This window comes from Mesonia maritima (genome assembly GCF_042433895.1).
GTDB lineage: Bacteria > Bacteroidota > Bacteroidia > Flavobacteriales > Flavobacteriaceae > Mesonia > Mesonia maritima.
The window spans coordinates 131,664-155,385 of record NZ_JBHLUA010000012.1 but is presented as its reverse complement, the minus strand read 5'-3'; the positions used below and the strand labels follow the sequence as shown (position 1 = coordinate 155,385).

The 23,722-nt window shown below is 33.4% G+C and carries 18 protein-coding genes; 5 read left to right on the top strand and 13 right to left on the bottom strand.

Going from position 1 to position 23,722, the window contains the following annotated elements; all coding sequences use genetic code 11:
• Window positions 1–2 precede the first annotated feature (2 nt).
• The 12 genes from ACFFGL_RS07435 to rplM all read right to left on the bottom strand — a co-directional run bounded on the left by ACFFGL_RS07435 (window position 3) and on the right by rplM (window position 15,948).
• Window positions 3–2,393, bottom strand: coding sequence for an efflux RND transporter permease subunit (locus ACFFGL_RS07435; protein ID WP_309727020.1), 2,391 nt, complete (start codon window positions 2,391–2,393; stop codon window positions 3–5).
• A 60-nt stretch (window positions 2,394–2,453) separates the two neighbouring features.
• Window positions 2,454–4,901, bottom strand: a complete 2,448-nt coding sequence (locus tag ACFFGL_RS07430; protein WP_309727021.1) for a DUF5686 and carboxypeptidase-like regulatory domain-containing protein — start codon at window positions 4,899–4,901, stop codon at window positions 2,454–2,456.
• Window positions 4,902–5,075: 174 nt separating this feature from the next.
• A complete protein-coding gene (frr, locus tag ACFFGL_RS07425; protein ID WP_309727022.1) occupies window positions 5,076–5,633 on the bottom strand; it encodes a ribosome recycling factor in 558 nt (185 codons plus the stop codon).
• Window positions 5,634–5,668: 35 nt separating this feature from the next.
• The gene (gene pyrH / locus ACFFGL_RS07420) at window positions 5,669–6,376 is read right to left on the bottom strand and encodes a UMP kinase (protein ID WP_309727023.1); all 708 of its coding nucleotides are present in this window, start codon (window positions 6,374–6,376) and stop codon (window positions 5,669–5,671) included.
• A 109-nt stretch (window positions 6,377–6,485) separates the two neighbouring features.
• A complete protein-coding gene (locus ACFFGL_RS07415) occupies window positions 6,486–10,142 on the bottom strand; it encodes an ABC transporter permease/M1 family aminopeptidase (RefSeq protein WP_309727024.1) in 3,657 nt (1,218 codons plus the stop codon).
• A 4-nt stretch (window positions 10,143–10,146) separates the two neighbouring features.
• Window positions 10,147–11,040 carry an ABC transporter ATP-binding protein gene (locus tag ACFFGL_RS07410; protein ID WP_309727158.1) on the bottom strand — a complete coding sequence of 298 codons (894 nt, stop codon included), beginning with the start codon at window positions 11,038–11,040 and terminating at the stop codon, window positions 10,147–10,149.
• Between the two features lie 204 nt (window positions 11,041–11,244).
• A complete protein-coding gene (locus ACFFGL_RS07405; RefSeq protein ID WP_309727025.1) occupies window positions 11,245–12,180 on the bottom strand; it encodes a hypothetical protein in 936 nt (311 codons plus the stop codon).
• Window positions 12,181–12,473: 293 nt separating this feature from the next.
• Window positions 12,474–12,974, bottom strand: a complete 501-nt coding sequence (locus ACFFGL_RS07400) for a hypothetical protein (protein ID WP_309727026.1) — start codon at window positions 12,972–12,974, stop codon at window positions 12,474–12,476.
• A 121-nt stretch (window positions 12,975–13,095) separates the two neighbouring features.
• Window positions 13,096–13,923, bottom strand: coding sequence for a translation elongation factor Ts (gene tsf / locus ACFFGL_RS07395; RefSeq protein ID WP_309727027.1), 828 nt, complete (start codon window positions 13,921–13,923; stop codon window positions 13,096–13,098).
• Window positions 13,924–14,023: 100 nt separating this feature from the next.
• Window positions 14,024–14,941 carry a 30S ribosomal protein S2 gene (gene rpsB, locus ACFFGL_RS07390; RefSeq protein WP_309727028.1) on the bottom strand — a complete coding sequence of 306 codons (918 nt, stop codon included), beginning with the start codon at window positions 14,939–14,941 and terminating at the stop codon, window positions 14,024–14,026.
• A gap of 164 nt (window positions 14,942–15,105) precedes the next feature.
• Window positions 15,106–15,492: a 30S ribosomal protein S9 gene (gene rpsI, locus ACFFGL_RS07385; protein ID WP_309727029.1), complete on the bottom strand. Its 387-nt coding sequence runs from the start codon at window positions 15,490–15,492 to the stop codon at window positions 15,106–15,108.
• Window positions 15,493–15,948: a 50S ribosomal protein L13 gene (gene rplM, locus ACFFGL_RS07380; RefSeq protein ID WP_309727030.1), complete on the bottom strand. Its 456-nt coding sequence runs from the start codon at window positions 15,946–15,948 to the stop codon at window positions 15,493–15,495.
• Between the two features lie 252 nt (window positions 15,949–16,200).
• Between rplM and ACFFGL_RS07375 the strand changes: the two genes are divergently transcribed.
• On the top strand, window positions 16,201–17,388 hold the full coding sequence (locus ACFFGL_RS07375) for a hypothetical protein (protein ID WP_309727031.1): 1,188 nt from the start codon (window positions 16,201–16,203) through the stop codon (window positions 17,386–17,388).
• 356 nt (window positions 17,389–17,744) lie between these two features.
• Here ACFFGL_RS07375 and ACFFGL_RS07370 read toward each other — a convergent pair whose 3' ends face one another.
• Window positions 17,745–18,482, bottom strand: a complete 738-nt coding sequence (locus ACFFGL_RS07370; RefSeq protein WP_309727032.1) for a DoxX family protein — start codon at window positions 18,480–18,482, stop codon at window positions 17,745–17,747.
• A gap of 633 nt (window positions 18,483–19,115) precedes the next feature.
• Here ACFFGL_RS07370 and ACFFGL_RS07365 point away from each other — a divergent pair.
• From ACFFGL_RS07365 to ACFFGL_RS07350, 4 genes are all read left to right on the top strand, one after another.
• Window positions 19,116–19,952 (top strand): methyltransferase domain-containing protein, encoded by an 837-nt coding sequence (locus ACFFGL_RS07365; protein WP_309727033.1) that lies wholly within the window; start codon window positions 19,116–19,118, stop codon window positions 19,950–19,952.
• Window positions 19,953–20,218: 266 nt separating this feature from the next.
• Window positions 20,219–20,740: a hypothetical protein gene (locus ACFFGL_RS07360; RefSeq protein WP_309727034.1), complete on the top strand. Its 522-nt coding sequence runs from the start codon at window positions 20,219–20,221 to the stop codon at window positions 20,738–20,740.
• Between the two features lie 119 nt (window positions 20,741–20,859).
• Window positions 20,860–21,552 carry a tetratricopeptide repeat protein gene (locus ACFFGL_RS07355; protein ID WP_309727035.1) on the top strand — a complete coding sequence of 231 codons (693 nt, stop codon included), beginning with the start codon at window positions 20,860–20,862 and terminating at the stop codon, window positions 21,550–21,552.
• A gap of 285 nt (window positions 21,553–21,837) precedes the next feature.
• Window positions 21,838–23,223, top strand: a complete 1,386-nt coding sequence (locus ACFFGL_RS07350) for an FG-GAP-like repeat-containing protein (RefSeq protein ID WP_309727036.1) — start codon at window positions 21,838–21,840, stop codon at window positions 23,221–23,223.
• The last annotated feature ends 499 nt before the right edge of the window (window positions 23,224–23,722 follow it).

Genomic DNA, 23,722 nt, shown 5'->3' with positions numbered 1-23,722 from the left:
GATTACAACTTCTCATCTTCTTCATCATCGATAATTTGAAGATGTGGTTCTTTTAAGGTTTCCTTATTTGCGATATTTTTCTCTAAGGAAAGCAATAAAGAAGGCAATAAAAGTAAATTCGATAGCATTGCAAAAAGTAGGGTAGAAGAAACCAAACCACCTAGCGCGACAGTTCCACCAAAACTACTAATCATAAATACAGAAAATCCAAAGAACAACACAATAGAAGTATAAAACATACTGACGGAAGTTTCGCGTAAAGCAGGATAAACCGATTTTTTAATTTTCCAATTATGGTGTTTAAGCTCTTGTCTGTATTTTGCTAAAAAGTGAATCGTATCATCTACTGAAATCCCGAAGGCAATGCTGAAAACCAAAATGGTAGAAGGTTTTATGGGAATGCCAAAATAGCCCATCATTCCTGCGGTAATTAACAGCGGTAATAAATTCGGAATAAGTGAAATTATAATCATTTTAAAAGAACGGAACATCCACGCCATAAAAATTGCAATCAGTAAAATAGCTAATGAAAGCGAAATAATTAAGTTTTTCACTAGATAATTGGTTCCTTTTTGAAAAACGAGTGCTTTTCCTGTCATCGTAACTTCATAGCGTTCCGGTGGGAAAATTTTATTAATTTTTGGCCATAGATTAGCTTCAATACGTTCCATTTCATCGGTTCCGATATCTTTCATAAAAAAGGTCATTCGCGCAAATTGACCGGTAGAATCTACAAAAGCATTTAAATCTTGATCTTTACTCGATAAGGTTTTTAGATAGGGAAAAATAAAGTTCTTTTCTTGTGAACTCGGCAATTGAAAATATTTAGGATTCCCGTTATAATAAGCTTGTTTGCTATATTTAACGAGATCTAAGACAGAAATTGGTTTCGAAAGCTCGGGAACGTCGACCAATAATTCTTCGAGTTCTTGCATTCGTTTTAAGGTCGATAATTTTACGACCCCTTTTTCTCGCTTGGTATTAATTAAAATTTCGAGCGGCATTATTCCGTTGAATTCTTCCTCGAAAAATTCAATATCCTGAAAAAATTCCGCTTCTTTAGGCATATCTTCCAATAGACTTCCAGAAACTTTAATGAGGTAAATACCGATCATACTCGCCATTAATAAAACTACGGAAGCTAGGTAAATAGTAATTCTACGATAACGAACGGTGCGTTCAATCCAATTTACGAAACCTTCAATCCACGTTTTACCTAAATGTCGCAAATGTTTTTCTTTAGGCGGCGACATAAAACTGTAAATAATCGGAATAATTAATAAGCTCAGTACAAATATTGCCAGAATATTTATAGAAGCTACAATACCAAATTCTTTCAGCAGCGTACTTTCCGTAATAATAAAGGTAGCAAAACCGGAAGCCGTTGTAATATTAGTCATTAAGGTAGCATTCCCGACTTTGGTGATCACCCGTTGAAGCGATTTTGCTTGATTACCGTGTTTTTTTATTTCCTGTTGGTATTTATTAATGAGGAAAATACAGTTTGGTATCCCGATAACAATAATGAGCGGCGGAATAATAGCGGTTAAAACCGTGATTTCATAATGAAGCAAGCCTAAAAATCCAAAAGCCCACATTACCCCAATAACAACCGTAACCATAGAAATTATGGTAGCTCTTACCGAGCGGAAAAAGAAAAAGAAAATTAGCGAGGTAACCAGTAAAGCTCCACCGACAAACCACTGAATTTCATCAATAATATTTTTTGAATTTAAAGTTCTAATGTACGGCATTCCGGAAACGTGAATTTCTATTCCCGTTTCTGCTTTAAATTCATCTAAAAGTGGTTTTAATTCGTTTAACACGAAAAGTTTTCGCGCTTCGGTATTTACCACTTCTTTGTCCATATAGACAGCGGTTTGTACCGTATTCGTTTTTTTGCTGTAGACCAAACCTTCATAAAAAGGAAGGCTGTCAAAAAGTTCTGTTTCGTAGCCTTTTAAGGATTCGCGCGTAGGCTGTTTTTCTTTTACAATGGGAACCAGTTCAAAACGATTAGGGTCTGAAAATTTTTGCAATTTTTTTAAATTCCCAATGCTTATAGTGTATTGAACTTCAGGATAGGTGTCAAGTTTTTCAGCTAATTCATTCCACGCTCTAAATTTTTTCGGGGTAAATAACGTAGAATCGTTGGTGGCAATGACAATCAGGTTTCCTTCTTCTCCAAATTTTTCAAGAAATTTCTGATACTCTTGATTTACTTCGTGATCGTTAGGTAATAAATTCGCTTCTGTATAAGAAAAGCGCATATTTTTCCACTGAAAACCTAGAAAAACAGTAGCGCCAAGAATTAAAAATAAAATAAGGATACGGTTACGAAGAATAATTCTTGCAACTGTATTCCAGAATCCGAAGCTAAAAAGTTTTGACATTGTTCAAAATTAGGGGCTGCAAAGGTATAAAATGCTATGCAATAACCTATTGAAAAACTACTAAAGCTTGAAATAAAATGTAAACTTTAAAGACATATTATCTTCAATTTCCGGTAAGTGATAAGCGCCGTATCGGTAAGCAAAACTCAAGCCAAAACCGAAAAGAATTTTATTGATCTCGAGACCAGATTCTGAATAACCTTGGTCTAAGGTGTTAAAGGTTAATCCGTAATGTTTTTGTTGATCTGAAAAATTTCCAATAGCGTGTCGCGTAATTAATACCAGTTCCGGATTGCTGAATTTTCCCCAATCCCAAGGACGAAAGTGATGTTTTATTTGAAGCGTTGCTAAACGATCGCTAAAAAATTCACTAAAATACATGGTCTCAAAAGTTCGTCTTCCGGCGACAGAAAAACGTTGCATAAGGTTTTCTTTATTAGGATTGTTTGGGTAAGCGTGAAACGAATGCGTTAGCGGAATATCACCAAACGCGTAATCTCCTTCCAGTAAAAATTCGGTTTTGGTCTGGTTAATCCGGTTAATGGTATAATTCATTTTTAAGCCCAGTTTGGTATATTCAAAATCACCTCCTAAAAAATTATCGAATGCTTGTGTGGCTTGAAAAGAAAATTTTGGATAACCTACATCCAATTCAATATTTTTATCTGGTGATTCCAGATAAGTGCTAAATGGGCTCCAGCGAAAAGAAGCGGTAGCTTCTGTTAAGGAATAATCGCTGTAAAGAATATTGTTATTTCTGAAAGCATAATCTTTGGTTTGTGAAATATCACTTTTTGCCAGCTGAAATTCACTTAATAAATTTGGAGCGAAACGATGCTGTAAACTTGTACGTAAAGTCTGGAATTTATAATAAAAATTAATATTCACTAAACGCGGTTCAAAAAGCGAGTAAATTCTGCGATCGGTTAAATAAAAGAAACTTCCAACTTCATTAATATCATCGGTGTAATTTACATTTAGCCAAGTGTTGGTCGATTTGTTTAATAATAAACCACCGCCAAAACTATATTTTACTTTTTCATCTTTAAATCCATACACTCCATAGCCTTCTAGTCGAAAACGTTCTGATAATTTTTCGTTGGTAATTCCGCCCATCCCTAATCGCAAGCCTTCGTAATCGTTATATTTTACGAGTGTTCGCAAATCAATGTCGATAAAACTGATAGGATAATAACCGATATTAAAATTTTGAATCACCTCAATTCTTCGAGCAATATTTTCAGCTTTTATAATACTATCAACGCGTTTAAACGTAGCGCGATCTCGCTCTGTAAAAGGAAGAGCTCTTTTTTCTTCCCAATAGTTTTCAGTGCGTTTTGTAGCTTCCGGGACTAAGGTTACCGCACTTCTGGTATCGGGAATTTTGACTTTTTCATTAAACTGAATATCCTTATAAATACTTACAGAATTGAGGTAAAGTTCATTTCGGTTGGCGTAATTTTTTTGTTTTTCAGGTAAACTTCCCAAGGAGATACTTCCCCCGAAAATGGAAACTTTTTCTCCGCCTGTTCCCGGTTTTAAGGTGATTGATTGTTCTTTGGGAAACCAAATATTTTCTTCAGGATAATAGGTGAATTCTTGTGTCGCTTTTACATCAACTTCTCCTTTTAATTGACCGACTGCTTTTTGAATTCCGTAGTTTAAAGTATCGATGTATAAAACGCCTTCTAAGCCTGCTACCGATTTGCGTCGTTTTGGTTCAAAATAAATTACAAAAGCCGGTCGTGAAGTAGAAGTGGTATCTAAAACTTGGTAGGTGTAATTTCTAAACGGATGATCGGCTAGCGGACTTGCATAATCGCTTCCGAAGACGGTATATTTTTCATCATACCATGAGCTGGATTGTACTTTTGTAGATAAAAGTTCGTACACTGGATTTTTAAAACCTGCAGTTCTTGTGGCTTCAATAGTTTCTTTTAAGCCTTCTTTTGTTGTGTATTTATAATCGCTTACTTGTTCAGAAAGGTAGCTTCTGCCACGTTTTAAAATCGTTTTAACTTCAGCGTTTGTAGAATCTACATTTACATTGAAGTTACGTTCTTCATCATCGATAATTAACTTGCTATAAGTTTGATATTGATAAGAATTGAATTTTAAATTCGGATCGTTTTGTGGCTTATTCGCTAAAGCTTTATTTATAATTCGAGTAGCAATTTTTTCAGTTGAAGTCACGAGAACGCGATCTAAATCTTCTCTAATGCGTTGAAGTTTTACTAAAATGTCGCTTCTATTTTGAATGGAAACTACTTTTTTCTGAAAACCTACATAAGAAATAATTATTTCAGTAATTTCAGGTTGAATTTGAAGTTGAAATGTTCCGTCGATGTTGGTTAAGGTCGGGTTATTCGCCCCTTTGGTATACACATTTGCATAGGGAAGCGGCTCGCCCGATTCTTGATCAATCACGGTTCCGGTAATTATTTCTTGAGCGAATAAATTGCCGGCAAGAAAGCAAAAGCAAAAAAAGATTACTAAACTTTTAGCCATGATTGGTTAGTTATGAATTATTGTGCAAGAAAGCCAAAAAAAAGCGACCTTAACGTCGCTTTAAATAAATTTTAAGTAAAAAATACTTCAACACAAGCTGTGAAGCCTTAAGAAAAATAAGTTGCAATTTCAAAAGCCTTGAAGTGTTTAATCTTTCTTATTGAATAAAAAACCTTAAACGGTCATGATTTCTTTTTCCTTATGCGCTAAGATACTTTCGATACGATCGATGTATTTATCGGTTAGTTTTTGAATGTCTACTTCTGCGTTTTTCTTTTCGTCTTCAGAAGCATCTTCATTTTTCTTAATCTCGTTATTGGCACTTTTTCGATCGTTTCTAACACCTACTTTTGCATCTTCAGCTTCAGCTTTTGCTTGCTTTGCTAATTCTTTACGACGCTCTTCGGTTAATGGCGGAACGCTAATAATTACACTTTCCCCATTGTTCATTGGATTAAAGCCTAAATTTGCTTGCTGAATTCCCTTTTCAATCTCAGGAATTAATGATTTTTCGAAAGGTTGAATAGAAATAGTTCGTGCATCGGGCGTGTTTACGTTTCCTACTTGATTTAGTGGAGTTTTAGAACCGTAATATTCTACCATTACGCTGCTTACCATATTTGGGTTTGCTTTTCCGGCACGAATTTTCATCAATTCTTTTTCTAAGTGAATGATCGCTTTTTGCATCGATTCATCTGCACTTTCTATGATAAAATTAAGTTCTTCGTTCATAGTCTTTTATTTTAATCTACTCTTAAAATAAGGATTTATAAATTTACTTTTGTTCCAATTTTTTCACCGGAAACTACTTTTAATAAATTTCCTGGTTTATTCATATCAAACACGATAATAGGAAGTTCGTTTTCTTGACTTAGCGTAAAGGCTGTCGTGTCCATCACTTTTAAGCCTTTTCGTAAAACATCGTCGAAACTTATAAAATCGAATTTTGTAGCTGCTCTGTCTTTTTCGGGATCGGCATTGTAAATTCCATCTACACGTGTTCCTTTTAAAATTACATCGGCTTCAATCTCTATGGCGCGTAAAACCGCTGCAGAATCTGTGGTAAAATAAGGATTTCCTGTTCCGCCACCAAAAATAACTACACGTCCTTTTTCCAGGTGGCGCAGCGCTTTTCTTCTTATAAACGGCTCGGCTACTTCATTTATTTTTACGGCAGATTGCAAACGGGTTTCAATTTCTTGGTCTTCACAAGCACTTTGTAAAGCCAGTCCGTTAATTACGGTGGCTAACATTCCCATATGGTCGCCTTGTACGCGATCCATTCCTTTACTGGCGCCGGCAACACCTCTAAAAATATTTCCGCCGCCAATGACGATGGCAACTTCAATTCCTTTATCGATAACCGATTTTATTTCTTTTGCATAATCTGCCAGTCGCTCGGGATCGATACCATATTGGCGATTTCCCATTAATGCTTCTCCAGATAATTTTAAAAGAATTCTTTTGTATTGCATAATTTGTGCTCGTATAAGTTGTGCAAATATAGCGATATTCTGAATTTGAGAAAGTTTTGATTTGAAAATCGCTCATCTTGCTCTTCTATCGCTATATATTGCATTTAAACTACAAGGCTACATCCATTCGGTTATCTTCAGAATTTCTGTCGATTAATTTATTATAAGGGTCTATTCCTACTGAAGTTGGCTTTTGTTCTACTTCAATCGTAAATTCATTATAAATCTCTGTTATTTTACGTTTTTCAAGATAGAGTACTTCTTCATTTCCGTCTTCATCTTCTCCGAAAATACCGACTTCAATATAATCTTTTAACGGTAGTGATTTTACTTCGGCTGTTTCTTTATCATCACTTTCCGGCGTATAAGAAATGCTGCACGATTCATAATTTTCGTACGTTTTATTTCCGTAATCGGTAGTTCGGTATTTAGAAACTTGCGCGTTTATTTTTACTTGGTAATTTCCGTTTTCCAATTCAGTCACTTCATAAGCTAAAACTTTATTGTTGTAAAGTGTTATGGTTTGAATCATATCGTAGACTAAATATTGAAGTGAATCTGGTGTTGCTTTTTTAATGTGTTCGGTAAATTCTAAAGAAGTAGTGTAAGGTGCTTCTTGAAAGCCGACTTCATCAATATAATTTGAAAGCATCTTATTGAATTTTTTTGTACCAATATAATCGCTTAACGCATATAAAACCAGCGAACCTTTATTGTAATGAATGTAAGGCTTGTTTTCATTGTAAAGTAAGGGTTGTTCTTTTTGACTTTCAAAACGACGCCCACTTAAGTATTTATCTAAGGCGTCTTTTAAAAAGCGACGCATTTTTTTCTCTCCGTAACGTTCTTCTAACACTTTTAAAGCAGAATATTCTGATAAACTTTCTGACATTAAGGTAGAGCCTTGAACGTTAGCGCCAATAACTTGATGCGCCCACCATTGGTGTGCAACTTCGTGAGCGGTTACCGTAAATGGGTAATCTACGCCATCGTTTTCTTCTTCAACATTCGCGATAAAACCAATTCCTTCTGAAAAGGGAACCGTGTTGGCAAACGATTGCGCAAAAGAACCATACGTTGATGGAAATTCAAGAATTCGTAATTGCCTAAATTGATACGGACTAAAATTTTCTTGATAATATGAAAGTGCTTTTTTAGCGCCGTCCATCATTCGTTCTAAATTATAATCGTGGGAACGGTGATAGAAAATTTGAATAGTAATGCCTTCGTGCTTTTCTGAAACTACTTCATAATCGGCAGACATAATATTGTAGAAATTCAGCATTTTATCTTCCATTTTATAATGAAAGTAACGACGTCCGTTTTCGGTCCATTCTTTTTGTAAATAACCCGGCGCAATAGCAATTTGCTCAGGATTTGTACTAATGGTAGCTTCAAAATCTATCCAATCTGCTTCTGAAGAAATATAGGTATTTCCTAGCGCGCTAGAATCGTGCGGAGAACTCATGCGCTCTTTATAGGGTAAATCATATTTCTCGCGAATCTTTTCTGAACTGATCTCGTAATTCTCATTATAGCCGAAACTTGGAAACATAGAATTATTCAAAAAAGTACCATTGTATTGAATGGGAGAGTTATCTCTAAACCATGAATTCGATTTATTTTTCATGGTAAAACTAAAACTCATTTCCTCGCCCGGTTGCAGCGGTTTTTTAAACTGAAGCACTTCAAATTTAAAGCGCTCATTTTTTAAACTCACCTCGGTTGGAATACTGAAGTTATACTCAATTAAATCATCATTGGTTTGCAGAAAAATAGAATCGATGGGAGTTTGGGTTTTATTTTTTAACGTAAAGACTCCTTCAACTTTATAATCTCGCATTTCTGGGTAAATTGCCAAATCAATTTTAGAGGCTGTAATTCTCGGTTTATTCATTTTCGCGTAATGCCCGAATTCTTTTTCATATTTTACGCGGCCTTTTTCAATTTCTTTTCCTGAATAGCGTTCATTTTCAATATTATTTACATAATAAATATAACCGCCCAGGCTAAAAAATAGGGCTAAACTGCTAAATAATATAAGTTTTCTTTTGTCTGAAAACCGTTTACGAGCTAATCTAAATCGGTCTTTTATTCCGGTTGTTAAGCCTCGTTGGTAAAAAAGCGAAGCGATAATAAGAAGCGCGATTCCAAATAAACCCCAATAGATTTTATAGATGTAAAATAAAGTTAATCCGTGGCCATAACCATTCATATCAGAATACGAAGTCCCGCTAATTTCATTGAAATTAAAAATGGATTGCTCGATCCCGAAACTGGGGAAAAAACCAAAAAGAATACTTATAGCAAGCAAGGTTACAAACCCAACGATATAGTTTTTGATGAGGCTATGCATAAAAAACGCCAAGAAGGTATAAATAATCCAATTGGGAAAATCGACTAAAAAATAATCGAATAGATAGAGCCCGATTTCAAAATCATAAAAACTATTTATCATTTGAAAAGAAAGACAAACCCCGATGACTGCAAAATAAATTACCCCGATCATTTGTAAAATCGCTAGAAATTTTGACATCATAAAAACCCAAGATGGTTGTGCGGTCGTGTCTATTAACTGATCCATATGTGAAATATTTCCACGATGAATAAGCATTCCTGAAAATAGGAAAATTAAAATCATCATAAACAAGCCAATCCCGCCTTGACTTAGGTTAATCATAATTCGGGTAACAGGTAACGTATCGGTACCTTGAATTTGATATCCCATATTTAAAACCAAGACAACCATTAAAATTCCCACAGCGAAAATGGAAATAAATGCCCAATTTTTGAGAATATACTTTAACTCAAATGAAGCAAATTTCCATACATTTTTAAGCTGACGTGAAAATGAAAAAGTCAAATTTACGGCTGGTGTACGATGAATTTTATATCCGCCGAAATTTCGTTTTGTCGACCGTTTACTTTTCTTTTTAAATAAATTGAAACTAATCGGATTGTGGCTGAATTTAAACGCGCTAAATATTCCGAAGAAAACAAGTAAACTAATCACCGACCATAAAATTCGGTTGTATAAAATATAACCGCTAAACGGAATAAAATTGTTGTTCTGCTCTTCAACCGTCCAATATTCAGTTTCATAACTAATAGCAGAATTTCCTAACGGGTCTAATAACGCAGCGAGTGTTTTCGTGTCTAAATCGCTTAAATAATTGCCTGCCAAACTTTGCAAAACAATGAGTATAAGCACCGTAATGAAACCGATAAAAATATTTCTGGAAAAAGTTACCACGCCAAACACAACCGTTCCAAAAAATAATAAATTGGGAATCACAATTAATGCGAACGGCTGTAAATAATTTAAAATATTAAACTTCAGTAATAGATCTTCATTGGCTCCCGGTAGGTAACAGCCAATAATTAAACCGAGCAATGCAAATAAAACGACTCCTAATGTCATGACAAAACTGCTTAAGAATTTTGCCAGTAAATATTCTGCTTTCGTAAAAGGGTAGGAGAATAGCACTTGGTACATTTCAGACTTGTAGTCTTTATAAATGGAATTCCCCGTAATTGAAGGAAGCAAGAAATAAACCAAATAAGTAAAAACCCCTAATAAACCGGTAATAGAGATAGGTGAATTAATTTTTTTAATTCCGGTAACCGTCACCGTTGTACTATCGAAAACACCTACAGCCGTAGCGGTAAGCAAGATAGAAATAACAAGCATAGCTGCCATATAAATATACCACAACGGACTTTTAAACCAATACGAAATTTCGAACTTAAATATTTTACCAAACATAATTTTACGCGTTTACAGTAGTAGGTTCGTCTTGTTTTAAATGCACAAAATAGACATCATTAAGATCGGGTGTTGCCGCCATAAAATTTTCTGTAGGTTTTGTTTCTGAATATACACGTACGTTTAAACTATTATCATGATTGAAACTGGAAGAAATTACTTGGAAATTTTCAGCTAAAATTTCTTCGCCGTCGCGATCGGTAATGGTAGTCCAAATTTTTCCTTCTAATTGCTGAACCGCTTCTTTAGGAGCCATTTTACTTAAAATCTTTCCGCCGTTTAAAATCGCCATATCGGTGCATAATTCTTTTACATCATCTACAATATGTGTGGATAGAATAACAATGTTGTTTGTTCCGATTTCTCGTAAAACATTTAAGAATCGATGACGCTCTGCCGGATCGAGACCAGCGGTAGGTTCATCTACAATAATTAATTTCGGGTTGTTGAGCAGTAATTGCGCGATACCGAAACGTTGTTTCATTCCACCGGAATATCCTGCCACGTGTTTGTGCTTTACATCGGTAAGGTTGGTAACTTCTAAGGCGTATTCTACCATTTTCTTTTTTTCGGCTGAATTGGATAAGCCTTTTAGATCTGCAAAATAGTTGAGTAATTTTTCGGCAGACATTTTAGAATAGACGCCAAATTGTTGCGGCAAATAGCCAAGTACGCGGCGTAATGCCATTTTTTCTTTTCTAATATTGATATCACTCAAAAATAGTTCTCCAGAATCCGGCTCTTGAAGTGTCGCAATTGTTCGCATTAAGGTAGATTTACCGGCACCGTTAGGGCCTAATAAACCAAACATTCCTGATTTTATTTCGATACTAACATCATCTAAGGCTTTTACACCGTTGGAATAGGTTTTGGAGACATGATTTAATTTGAGTTCTATCATAATATTTTATTTAACCGGTTATAGTGGAAAGGTAATAAAACTACCTTCGCTATTTAAAAGTCTACTTTCTGACTTTTTGTTACAGTTTACTGTAATAAATTTTATTTTATTCTTAATTAGAAGAAAGTTGAATTTACTAAAGTAAAAAAACCGTTCTTATAGCAAGAACGGTTTAGGTATTTAAATAGGTTGTGAAATGTTTTATAATTTTACTTCCGTTGCATAGAGATTAATTGCCGGCGTTATAAGAATACTTTTATGCGGAGTTTTAAACAGGTAATTCGCAAAATCATATTTAACCATAAGATTTGAGTTAAGTAAATAATCAGAATATTTACCTGAATTTGCATCTACAGTCCTAGTATAAAAGTTGTTTTCATTGGACAATTGAAATTTCAACTTTGTTTTGTTTTTATTCTTCGGTGTAAATTTTTGATCATCTTCATTTAAATAGTATAAGAGTTCTAGTGACACAAATAGGGTGGTGTATTCTTCAAATACGATAGGGTCTTTGTGTTTAATCTCAATCCTATTTTTCTGTTTTGGTTGTAGATAAAGAGTATCTGTTGAATAAATCTTTTTATTAAATTGAAGCGTCTGTAAATTATCTACCGGCAAACTTTCTTCCACGTCAAAAAAGTTAATTTTATAGGCTGTTTTATATTTTACTTTATCTACATAAAAAATAGTTTGGTTAATTGTTAAGTCATTATTTTGGTAGTTATGGAAAACAATTCCAAAATTTAGTTTTGATATAAAAGGGACACTTCTTGCATTTCTAATCCTATTGGATTCTCCCAAGACAATATGATCACTTTTTTTTGAGGAGATTACCACCTCATCTAATTGTATGTGCTCTTTGGTTAAATAAACACCTCCATTCAAATTTTCTGTTTCAATAGTATGTGTTTTATAGTCTGTTTTGCTAAACTCTATTTTATCATACTCAAGGTCTTCGGGAATACGCGTGGCTTTATTGTTTTTGGTAACATCCTCGTAAACCACCTTGTTGTCTTTGTAAATTGTAAAAGGCACAGATTCTATGAAATCGTACGTGTCCTTATCGACTACTACAAATTTCTGACTAAAAATATTGAAAGATAAAAGCAGTAAACTATAAAGGATTATATTTTTCATTTATTCTTAGTTAATTTTTCCAACTTATTAGCGTTAACTGACTTTGTAATAATTAAAAAACTAGTAGAGAAGTTTTTGCTACGGCAAAAAATATCAATTAACCTAAAATTAATGAAAATGATTACACAAATAAACTTTTTGTGTATAAAATAATTTTAACTAAGACTAAAAATCGTCATAGAAATTTGAGATCATTTTATATAATGAAAGTTAAAATAAAAATGAGATTTGTATACGCAGGATAAAAGTCGCGATAAAAGCGAAACATGGCTTGAGAACGTAGTTTTTAAATTTTAGTTTTTCATAGGTGCTTCAGAATAAACATCATTCCATTCTGAGATGATTATAATACCGCTAAATTTTTTATTTGAGTTGGTGAAAACTCTTATTTCAGCTGTATTATCTGTTTTTGAAAATTTTGCTTTATATCTAAAGTATTTCGTATTGGTATTATCACCCAAAATTTCTGCTAATTTTAAGGTGTTCATTTTTCCATATACTGCGTTATATTTTTCGCAAGTCTCAATAACTTTATTTCTTTTATGAGTCCATAGATAGACTAATCTCTCTGTTGCGTTTTTATCCGTGAGTTCTGGGAAATTAAAGGTATCGCAATTCGTGAAAGTCTGGTATGCAAATTCATAAGCACTTTTTTTTTCGGTTTTTGAAACTGAATCGATTGCAATTTCATATTTTTTTAAATCGGAATCTTTTGAAGTAGTAGAGTTATTAGTTTTAGAAGATTTACAGCTAAAACAAAAAATCAAAATCAGATTTAGTAGAATATATTTCATCTGGTTTATATTTTTTAGAATAGTATAATGAGTAGAATACTAATACTTATAAAAAAAGTCCAACGCTAAATTAAGTTAGCGTTGGACTTTTAAAAAATTTAATAGGAATAAATTAGTTCTATTATCCTAAAGCAACACGTTCAAAAGCGGTTACTTCAACATCTTTTCCTAAGGAATCTTTCACATGTTGTGCAACAGTTTTCTTGTTGTCTTTAATGAATAATTGATTCACTAAGGTATTGTCTTTAAAGAAACGTTTAATTTTACCTTTAGCAATGTTGTCTAACATATCTTCCGGTTTTCCTTCTTGACGTAATTGATCTTTAGCGATTTCAATTTCTTTATCAATAGTTTCTTGATCTACACCATCTTCGTTTAAAGCAACAGGACTCATTGCTGCAGCTTGCATAGAAACATCTTTAGCAACTTCTTCTGCACCGTCTGCATTCTTCGATAAACCTGTAAGAACAGCAATTTTGTTACCGGCGTGAATATAAGAACCTACAAATGGAGCTTCTAATTTTTTAAACGCACCAATTTCAATTTTCTCACCGATTACTCCGGTTTGTTCCGTTAATTTTTCTTGTACGGTGATTCCTTTAAAATCAGCTGCTAAAAACTCATCTTTAGAAGAGAAGTTTAAGGCTAATTCAGCGAAATCGTTTGCCAATTTAATGAAGTCTTCATTTTTAGCAACGAAATCAGTTTCACAGTTTAAAGAAATGATCGCTCCTTTTGTAGCGTCATCGTTTACTTTTGCAATTGCAGCACCTTCAGAAGATTCTCTGTCTGCACGTTTAGCGGCAATTTTTTGTCCTTTTTTACGAAGAACTTCAATTGCTTTATCGTAATCACCATCAGCTTCTACTAATGCTTTTTTACAATCCATCATACCGGCACCGGTAGACTTTCTTAATTTATTTACTTCAGCAGCAGTTATTTTTGCCATCTTGATTTTGTTTTATAGTTAAAAAAATAAGTCGTTTAGTTGGCTATTTTATAAATAAAAAGAACTAAACGACTTATAATCAATTTTATAAAATTGTTATTTATTTGTTGTCGCTTTCAGGAGATGTTGCCTTATCTAAGGTTTCTTGTTTAGACTCTAACTTTACATCTTTTTTAGCTTCTTTCATCGCTTTTTGATCTTCAGCATCTTTAGAAGGTACTTCTACGTCTTCTTTTTTTGCTTTAGGAGCTTTTTTAGCTTCTTTTTCTGTCGATGAATCGTCTTTTTTAGCCGCTTCTTTCTTCTCTTTTTTCGCTTCTTTATCTGCTTTTCTCTCTGTTAATCCTTCTACAATAGAATCAGAAACGTAAGAAATTACTTTCTTAACAGATTTTGAAGCATCATCATTCGCCGGAATTACATAGTCTACTTCACGTGGGTCAGAATTGGTATCGACCATAGCAAAAATAGGAATGTTTAATTTTTGTGCTTCTTTTACCGCAATGTGTTCACGTGTAATATCAACTATAAATAATGCTCCCGGAAGACGCGTCATATCTGTAATAGAACCTAATTGCTTTTCTAACTTCGCACGCATACGGTCTACTTGTAAACGCTCTTTTTTAGATAAAGAGTTAAAGGTACCGTCTTTTTTCATGCGATCTACCGATGCCATTTTCTTAACAGCTTTACGAATAGTCACAAAGTTAGTTAACATACCTCCTGGCCAACGCTCAGTAATGTAAGGCATGTTTGCTTTAGCTGCTTCTTCAGCAACAATTTCTTTTGCTTGTTTTTTGGTAGCTACAAATAAGATTTTTCTACCACTGGCTGCAATTTTGCTAAGCGCTTCACCAGCTTCTTGCATTTTAGCAGCACTCTTATATAAGTTAATGATGTGAATACCATTACGCTCCATATAAATATAAGGAGCCATATTTGGATTCCATCTTCTTGTGAGGTGACCAAAATGTACACCTGCATCAAGTAATTCTTTTACTTCTACTTTTTTTGCCATTTTTGTAATAGTTTACGTTCTGTTGAGATAGCAATAAATAAGTGGCGTAAAAAACGGCCTTATTTATTTAGATGCTAAACTAACTTCCGGCGGCAGCCGAAATAACAACAAATACTTTTTTAAATTGATTAATAATTTGAAGAAATAAATCTTCAAAAAACAGATTAACGTTTTGAGAATTGGAATTTCTTACGTGCTTTCTTCTGACCGAATTTCTTACGTTCAACCATTCTTGGATCTCTCGTTAATAAACCTTCAGGCTTTAAAGTTGTTCTGTTTTCTTCATCTAACTCGCACATTGCTCTAGCGATAGCAAGACGTACAGCTTCTGCCTGACCGGTAATTCCACCACCTAATACATTTACAGAAATGTCGAAGTTTCCTTCATTTCCTGTAAGCATTAAAGCTTGGTTCACTTTGTATTGAAGTGTTCCTGTGGTAAAATAATCTTTTAGGTCTTTTTTGTTTACAGTAATGTTTCCTTTTCCTTCAGAAAGATAAACACGCGCAACTGCAGTTTTTCTACGACCGATTTTGTGAATTGTCTCCATTTACACAAGTTCGTTTAGGTTAATACTTTTAGGTTTTTGCGCTTCGTGATCGTGTTCCGATCCAGAATAAACCTTTACATTTTTGAAAAGTGCCGCTCCTAATTTGTTTTTAGGAAGCATTCCTTTTACTGATTTTTCGATAAGCCTCGCTGGGTCTTTATCAAATAATTCTTGCGCTGTTAAACTTCTTTGTCCCCCAGGGTAATTGGTGTAACGAAGGTATACTTTGTTATCCCATTTTTTTCCTGTTAAGTTGATTTTTTCAGCATTGATAATAATTACATTATCACCGCAATCAACGTGTGGGGTGTAGTTTGGCTTGTACTTTCCTCTAATAAACTTTGCAGCGATAGAAGCAAGACGGCCAAGCGATTGTCCTTCAGCATCCAACAAAACCCATTCTTTATTAACGGTCTTACTGTTGGCAGATACTGTTTTGTAACTTAATGTGTCCACACTAACTTTTTTTAATAATTAAACATTCCTTTCCTGTTCTCAAGCGAGAAAACAGGGGTGCAAATGTACGATTATTAATTTATTCAGCAAGTGGTCAATGTTAAATTTTTAGGTAATTGTACTCGTTGCCAACTATTTGGAGGTCAATGGTAAATAAAATAAACAGAAGATTGACTCAAATATCGTATTTTAAATTTTTCTGAGCTAGGTTTATTGCTAAAATAAACTTACAAAAAAAACGCATTATACTTGATGATGAAAATAATAACATCCTTAATTTTTCTAATCCTCTCTATTATGGTTATTTCTTGTGAGTCGCCACATAATAGTCCGGAGAACATTTCAGAAGAGGTAATATCGCGAAAAGTTAATACTTCTTATTCATTAGAGGCGATGGGTAGAAGTCAACCGGAAAATGATACGATTTTAAAACGCTTCCAACAGCTGTATGAGAAAACAGCTGTCCATGAGTACGCTAAATTTTGGGTAGATGAAGAAATTAGTAGACCTTATATTTCTTTGTATCGAATCTTAAATGAATATCCTGCCTATACTCCTAATATATTGACAATACAAAAAAAGGAAGCGAATAAATATCTATTAAAGTTTGCGATGATGGCTGTTTATGAAGAAGTCCCATCACTTGATATAATTTATAATATCCTTGTAATAAGAGCCGAAAATGGTCAGTATTATTTCAAAAGCCTTTTTTCCGAAAACCTAGCTCAACTTAACGTTAAAAGGTTTGAAAATATAACCTATTATTTCGATGATGAAGATGATTTCTCAATAGGTCAGGCGAAGCAGCAAGTACAGTTTGAGAATAAGCTTGTGGATTTTCTTGAAGTAAGAAAGTTATATTACAATTATGTAATATTCAATAGCGCATTTGAACTCTATACCTTTTTAGGGTATGATTATCATCAATTAATGTTTTTGTCTGACACTAAGGGCGGGTTATCAATGCCAAGCAAATATTTTGTTTTTAGCGGAAATAATAAAGCCTGCTATCCACACGAAACAGTACACCTCTATGTGGGAGAATATTTTCCGAAGTACCATAATTTAATAGGAGAGGGACTGGCTACTTTTTTAGGAGGATCTAAAGGGATTTCTTATCCCGCTCATTTAGCAAATCTTAAACAATTTATAACTGAAGAGCATATAGATATTTGTGACTATTTAATGCAATTTGAAAAAAGACAAACCGTAATCACCGCAAAGACTTCTTTTAAGTATAGTTTTGGAGCGTTTCTGTGCGATTTGGTTTATCAAAAGAAAGGCAAAGAGGGCTTATTCAAATTATTGAATAGTGGTTGGAATGATGAAGAGCTTTACCAAACTTTAGCGCAATTACTTAATATTAATATAAATGAAATTGATCGCTATGTAAAAAATGAATTGAGCAGTTTCGTGCCAAGTCTTATGTTTAGTGAATAGTTCGCAGGAATTGTTAGATTAGCTTATAGCTAAAAGAACTTCATTAATAAAATTCTTATTTCACAATACTTCCTATGTAGTTATATTCTTGTTCTTACCTCTTTTTAAGGACAGCGATGGAAAAATTTAGGGGCTAAAAAATCTGCGGTTAGTTTTAGGTTTTTAAAAAGTTAAAGAGAATTCAATAGAGGTTCAGACCACGTTTTACAGGGGGATTTGTAGTGTGGCTGTATGAGTACTGTGGAAGTAGTGTGGATTGTATAGGAAGTATCTAGGTGGATGCCGGGTAGAGTTGGTTAGAAAATCGGGGGCGGTAATTTTCTTTTTGGGATTGTAAGAATAACTATAAAAATTGGTTATCGTGGGCTAGGGATATCGTTTGGAGCTATTTCATAATTTTTTAAACAGCTATTTAATGAGTTTCCCTCATTATGTATGCAATCACAAAATTCAGCGCCCGCTGTAGTGCGGTTGGTTCCTATAAATTGTTCGTTACAATACAATTCGGTGTTTCGGGGCATAACCATATACATATTCATTGCCACGGGGATATTTGCAGTAAATACAAAAAGGGAAAAAGCAATTAAGAAAAATTTGAAAGGAAACTTTTTACTATAATGTATAGTCGAGGGAAGCTTAATAGGTTTAGGGGTTTTTAAAGGAAGAATAAACTTTAAACGGTCATAATTCCAGTACAGTAAAAAGATGCAAGATAAGGTCATTAAAGGAGCGGTGATTAAAGAGCCATCAAAGCGTACTGCGCAAGAGAGTATAAAAATATTTAGAATAATAGGAAAATATAAAAGCGTTCCTAAGGTTACAGTACGCGGGATAAGTAGCAATATCGAGGCAATCACTTGTGCTACTCCTACAAAAGTATAGTAATAACCAGTATGCCAAAAAGCAGTTAAATAACTTCCCATTGGGTGAAGGGTCGATAATCCGCTGGCAAATCGTTCATCTACTATTTTAACGTAGCCAGCTGCTATAAATCCCACAGCTAACGCAAACCGATTAAAATATGAAAACCATAATACCCATCGGTTTTGTTTTACTTGAATATAGAATTTTTCGAAACGGTTTAAAAAGCTCATCTGTTAAAGGTTAGTGTGAAATTCTTTCGTGTAAGACGTTGAGTCGTGTTATTTGTTACAGTTGGAAGTAGTTAGCTGTTAGTAGGTAGTGTTTTTTATACAATGGAATGAAGTGATTGCTGGAATGGTAGTGGAAGGAATAGTATCGAGAAGTAATTTTGATTATTGCTGGTCTTGATACGGAGGATTTTTCTATTGCTGAAAAAAGTAACAACAAGATCTAGGCTTACGAAACTATTGCTAAATTGTTTGTTCGAAAGCTAAATTTTTAAACTCACTTCGTTCAAACAGCCTAAAATTTTACGAAGCCGGCTCTTTAAATTTCACGAGCTATTTTCGATAGGCCAGGGAGGGGTAAAATGTTGAATTTTAAATATCTAATGTTTAGAGTATAATGCTTTGTAAATCGAACTGACATTCTTTGGGTGGAGTTGATATAATTTTCACTTTATTATTAGACATTTTAAGGGCTAGAAGCTACAAGTTAAAAAAGTTCAGAAATAAATTGAAATATTAGAATATCTTGAGATAGAATATGGTCATTTTATAGCGCAGTCTTTTATTAAAATATAGTTAAACATTTTTATTGTATTTTGCTCCTAAAATTTAAAACCCCCAAACTTTTCAAAACTAATGAGCAAAAAAGATATCATAGAATACTACAATTATACTTTACCTTTTTATAGAGTATTTTACCATGGGAACACTCACGGAATACATTATGGATATTGGGATTCAGAAACTAAAAATCATAATGAGGCACTTTTAAATACCAACCAATTTTTATCAGAAAAAGCGCTAATTAAATCTGATGATTATATTTTAGATGCTGGTTGTGGTGTTGGCGGTAGTTCAATATGGTTGGCAAAAAATCATAAAGCCCGTGTTGCAGGTATTACCTTAAGTGAGAGACAAGTTAAGGAGGCTGAAAAATTAGCAATTGAAAACAACGTAAGTGATTTAACCAACTTCTATCAAAGGGATTTTTTAGACTCGGGATTTGAAGACGAAACATTTTCTGTAGTTTGGGCAATAGAGAGTGTTTGTTATGCCGAAAACAAAAAAGACTTTCTCCAAGAAGCTTACCGTGTACTCAAGAAAGGCGGGAGGTTAATTATTTGGGATGGTTTTCAATGTCGTAAACCTAAAAATGAAAAGGAGGTTAAGGATTTAAATACCTTTTGTGAAGGTTGGGCACTTCCTAATCTAGCAGATACCTCTGAGTTTAAACAATCGCTTTCAAACACTGGATTTAGAAACATAAGAGAATTTGATGTCTCTAAAGAATCATATCCATCAGCAAAAAAAATCTATAAAATGAGCAAATGGAGTTATCCACTCTCTATTTTTTTTAATAAGCTTAGATTAACACCAAATTTATTAGTTAAAAATAATCTATCGGGAATAGTACAATTCAAACTGATCAAAAATAATTTGGCTAATTTCATGGTATATTACGCCGAAAAATAATGCTTACCTATGAAAATTATTTTTTACTTATAACTAGCTATAATAATTTTAAAGCAGCTAAAACCTTATATAAAAATAGCTAGAGCCTTCGATTGATTTGAAATCCTGATTTCAATCTAACTTCGCCAAATTTTAATTTTCTATATTTATTCTACAAACCTAAACATAGAAAATTAAAATTGGCTTGTGATTTATCTGCAGCTCTTGAGAACTATCGGTTCTGCTTTTTACATACAAGACCGGTGTAAGCCGTTTGAATAAAAAAAATGAAAAAATCAATTCTAAAATTTACATTACTAATTTTAATTCTTTGTAGCTGTCAAACAGAAAAAAAAGCCGGCGAAAAAGACGAATATTTGCGTTGGGTTGGAGATATTCAGCAAAATGACCAAATAGACGAGACAGAATTTAAAGTTTGCAACGGAGATGATAATATTCTACAGTATTTCAATTTAGGAGAAGGACCTGTTTATAGCGGAGAGAAATCTAAAATTTTAAAAACGTTCAAATCAAAATATCAACCAGTACCAGGCAAAACTCAAAATGGACTAATAAGAATACGTTTTATCGTAAACTGTGAAGGAAAAGCAGGAAGATTTAGAGTTTTACAATCAGATTATGATTATCAAGAAAAAGAATTTGATAAAGCAATCGTTTCTCAACTTCTAAACATAACGAGGGAAATAGAAAACTGGGAAGTTTTTAGAAGAAATGAAATCTCAGTTGATTATTATATGTATCTAATATTTAAAATTACAGACGGACAACTAATAGAAATTTTACCTTGATGAAATACTTTTATTTTTTAATAGTACTTTTTTAATTTTCAAATGTACTTGCCCAACCCAATTGCGAAGCTTATAAATATTATGGTGATACCTTAAAGTATGAAGCTTGTAAAAAAGCCATGGAAATTAAAGGCCATTACCAATTCAGTAAAGAATACCAAACCATTTTGGACGAATCAATCGAGATAGATCCGACATTTGATTATGCTTATTGGGCGAAATCTATTGCTTATCTGAAAAGTGGAGATTTTGTGACTTGGAAAAAGCTAATCGATAAAGCAGTTGAGTTAAACCCAAAAGAACATTTAGGATATAGAGGTTGGTGTCGTTATCAATTTTTCAGAGACTACAAAGGAGCAATCAAAGACATCGAAAAGTTAGATAGTTTGGTCGATTATGATATTGGTCAATCTCAAAACGGAACATACCATTTAAACATTGCCAAAGGCTTGTGCTATAAAGCAATTGGAGAAAAAGAAAAGGCAATAGCAATTATAGAAAAGCAAATTAAACTAAACGAAGAAGAGGACTTTGTAGGCGCTTATGATTATCTGCATCTTGGAGTTCTTTATTTAGAAACTGAAAAATTTGAAAAAGCTTTTGAGACATTCAAGAAACAATCAGAAAATAATGAATTAGCAGAAAATCAATATTATTTAGCTTTAACTTATCTACAATTAGGCAAACCTGTCGAAGCTAAATCTTGTTTAGAAAAAGCAAAAGAACTTTACATTGAAGGAAGAAAAATGTCTGATCCATATTCAAATCCGATGGATAAAATATATTTAGAAGATATTGAAAACAAAAAATAACGTTGCTCAAACCAAGATAGATTTAAGCCCTTTTGAGGGTTTCTGTTTTACGATATGATTTCAATTATATGTTGAATTTAGAAGCTTAAAATTAAGTGCAACGTGTTTTATGATGCCTTTTAAAACCAGCTAGACCGATTGAAGGTTTGCCGTTCCGCTTTTAGCACTGCTTTAAACATCTATAAATATTTTTTGAGCTATACAGTCACTTAAACGCAAGGAAGTGAAGAGTTTTTCCTGTTAGTTTTTTTTAGATTGCATCCCATAAAACTTTTTTATTAACTTGTGCAACAAGCAAAAACAGATAAAAAAGAAGAAATGAATATCCCTAAAATTTCAATTTATTTAGTATTTACTATTTCATTCCTATTCACCTCAAAATTATGGGCACAGTTTTCTAATCCAATTCTTATTGAGTCAAACACCGGATTAATAACGAATATCATCACAGCCGATATAAATAACGACGGTTTAGAAGACCTTATAATCACAAAAAAGTTTTCCGCCAATAATCTTATTTCTTACTATTTGAATCAAGGAGATTTCAATTTTGGTCCGGAAATTTCAATTGCCAGCGGTAATAGTCAAGTTACTAATATATCCGTAGGTGATTTCAATAACGATAATTGGTTGGATATTGTTAGTATTGGTGATGCTACAAATTCTGTAACCTTGTATGTGAATAATGCGTTATCATTTTCACCACAAGTACTAGATAGCTTTACTTTTTTCGAAAGTGATATTAGTGTGGCTGATATCGATAATGACAACGACTTAGATATTATTGCTATTGGGGGAACCACTTTTAAGGTATATTATAATGATGGGGTAGCCAATTTTACACCTCAAACTATCCCAGGGCCTTTAGAAGATTTTTTTGATATTACCGTCGCAGATATTGACGCAGATGGTTTTCAAGATGTTATTACCGGTGGAAGTAATGTCTCTGTATATAAAAATAATAGCGGGGTATTGAGCTACGATTCCACTAGAAGTAGTCAGCTCGGCCAAACCACGGGTACTTTTAGTTTATTCTTACGCTTAGCAGATTTAGACAATGATGGCGATGTAGATTTATTGAGGGAAGGAAACAACTCTACCGGGATGGTATGGATGGAAAATGACGGCAATGGAAACTTTTCCAGTTTACAAATTATAGACTCAGCGGTGACGAATATTAGATCTGCTACATTAAATGATTTTGACCATGATAATGATCTTGATTTTATGATTATTCAAAATCAAGATCTATATTTATATACCAATGATGGCTTTGGTAATTTTGACGCCCCAACATTAATTCAGGACGCAGAAACTATAATTAGCGTTATTCATTCGGAGGATATGAATAATGATGGGTTAGCTGATATAATTTGGTCAGCAGATTTATCGGTTCAGGAAAATAATTTAACTTTATCTACTCCCAAGCATTTAGTTACTCCTAATTCAGTAAAAATTTACCCCAATCCCTCCACCGAAAATTTGTTTTTGAAAAGTCCTCAAGATGGAATTTTACATATTTTGAACTTACAAGGTCAATTCATTTATAAAAATTTAGTTCTTAACGAAGGAACCCACCAATTGAATATAGCATTACCTCCTCAGGTATACTTTTTTAGAATAACTTTTAAAACGGGTAAAACCATCACCAAGAAAGTGGTAATCCAGTAAATATACATACCAACGCGCTACCAAAATGACCATAAAAATTGCTTGTACTCATTTACTTCTGAAAATTCTAGCGGAATTTTCAGCTCATTGTGTACCTGAAGTTAAATACTAAAATCCGCACTTAATTTTAAAAAGAATTTCAATGGAGAAATTCTCATAGCAGAAGGAAACCCCATTGTTTTTTTAAAATCCGTTGGAATAGCATCCTATAAAAATAGTGTTGAATTGAAAAAGGAATTAAATATCGAATAACACCTGATTTACCAATAAACTTGGTCTTTATCGTTACTTTTATAAAAAAAGCTTTGGATTAAACACGCTGAATTTTATTCCGGTTTGCGCATACGCATGAGTCAAAAGCTGTAAATTTGTACTTAGTAGGTTTAGAAACTAGCTTTTTACAAGGTTTTGAAAGTCCCCAATCGATTGTGATTTGAGCGGTGGAGATTTTAACGTAGGGAAGTAGTGGGTATAAAAATTTTATAGAGTTAATTAAAAA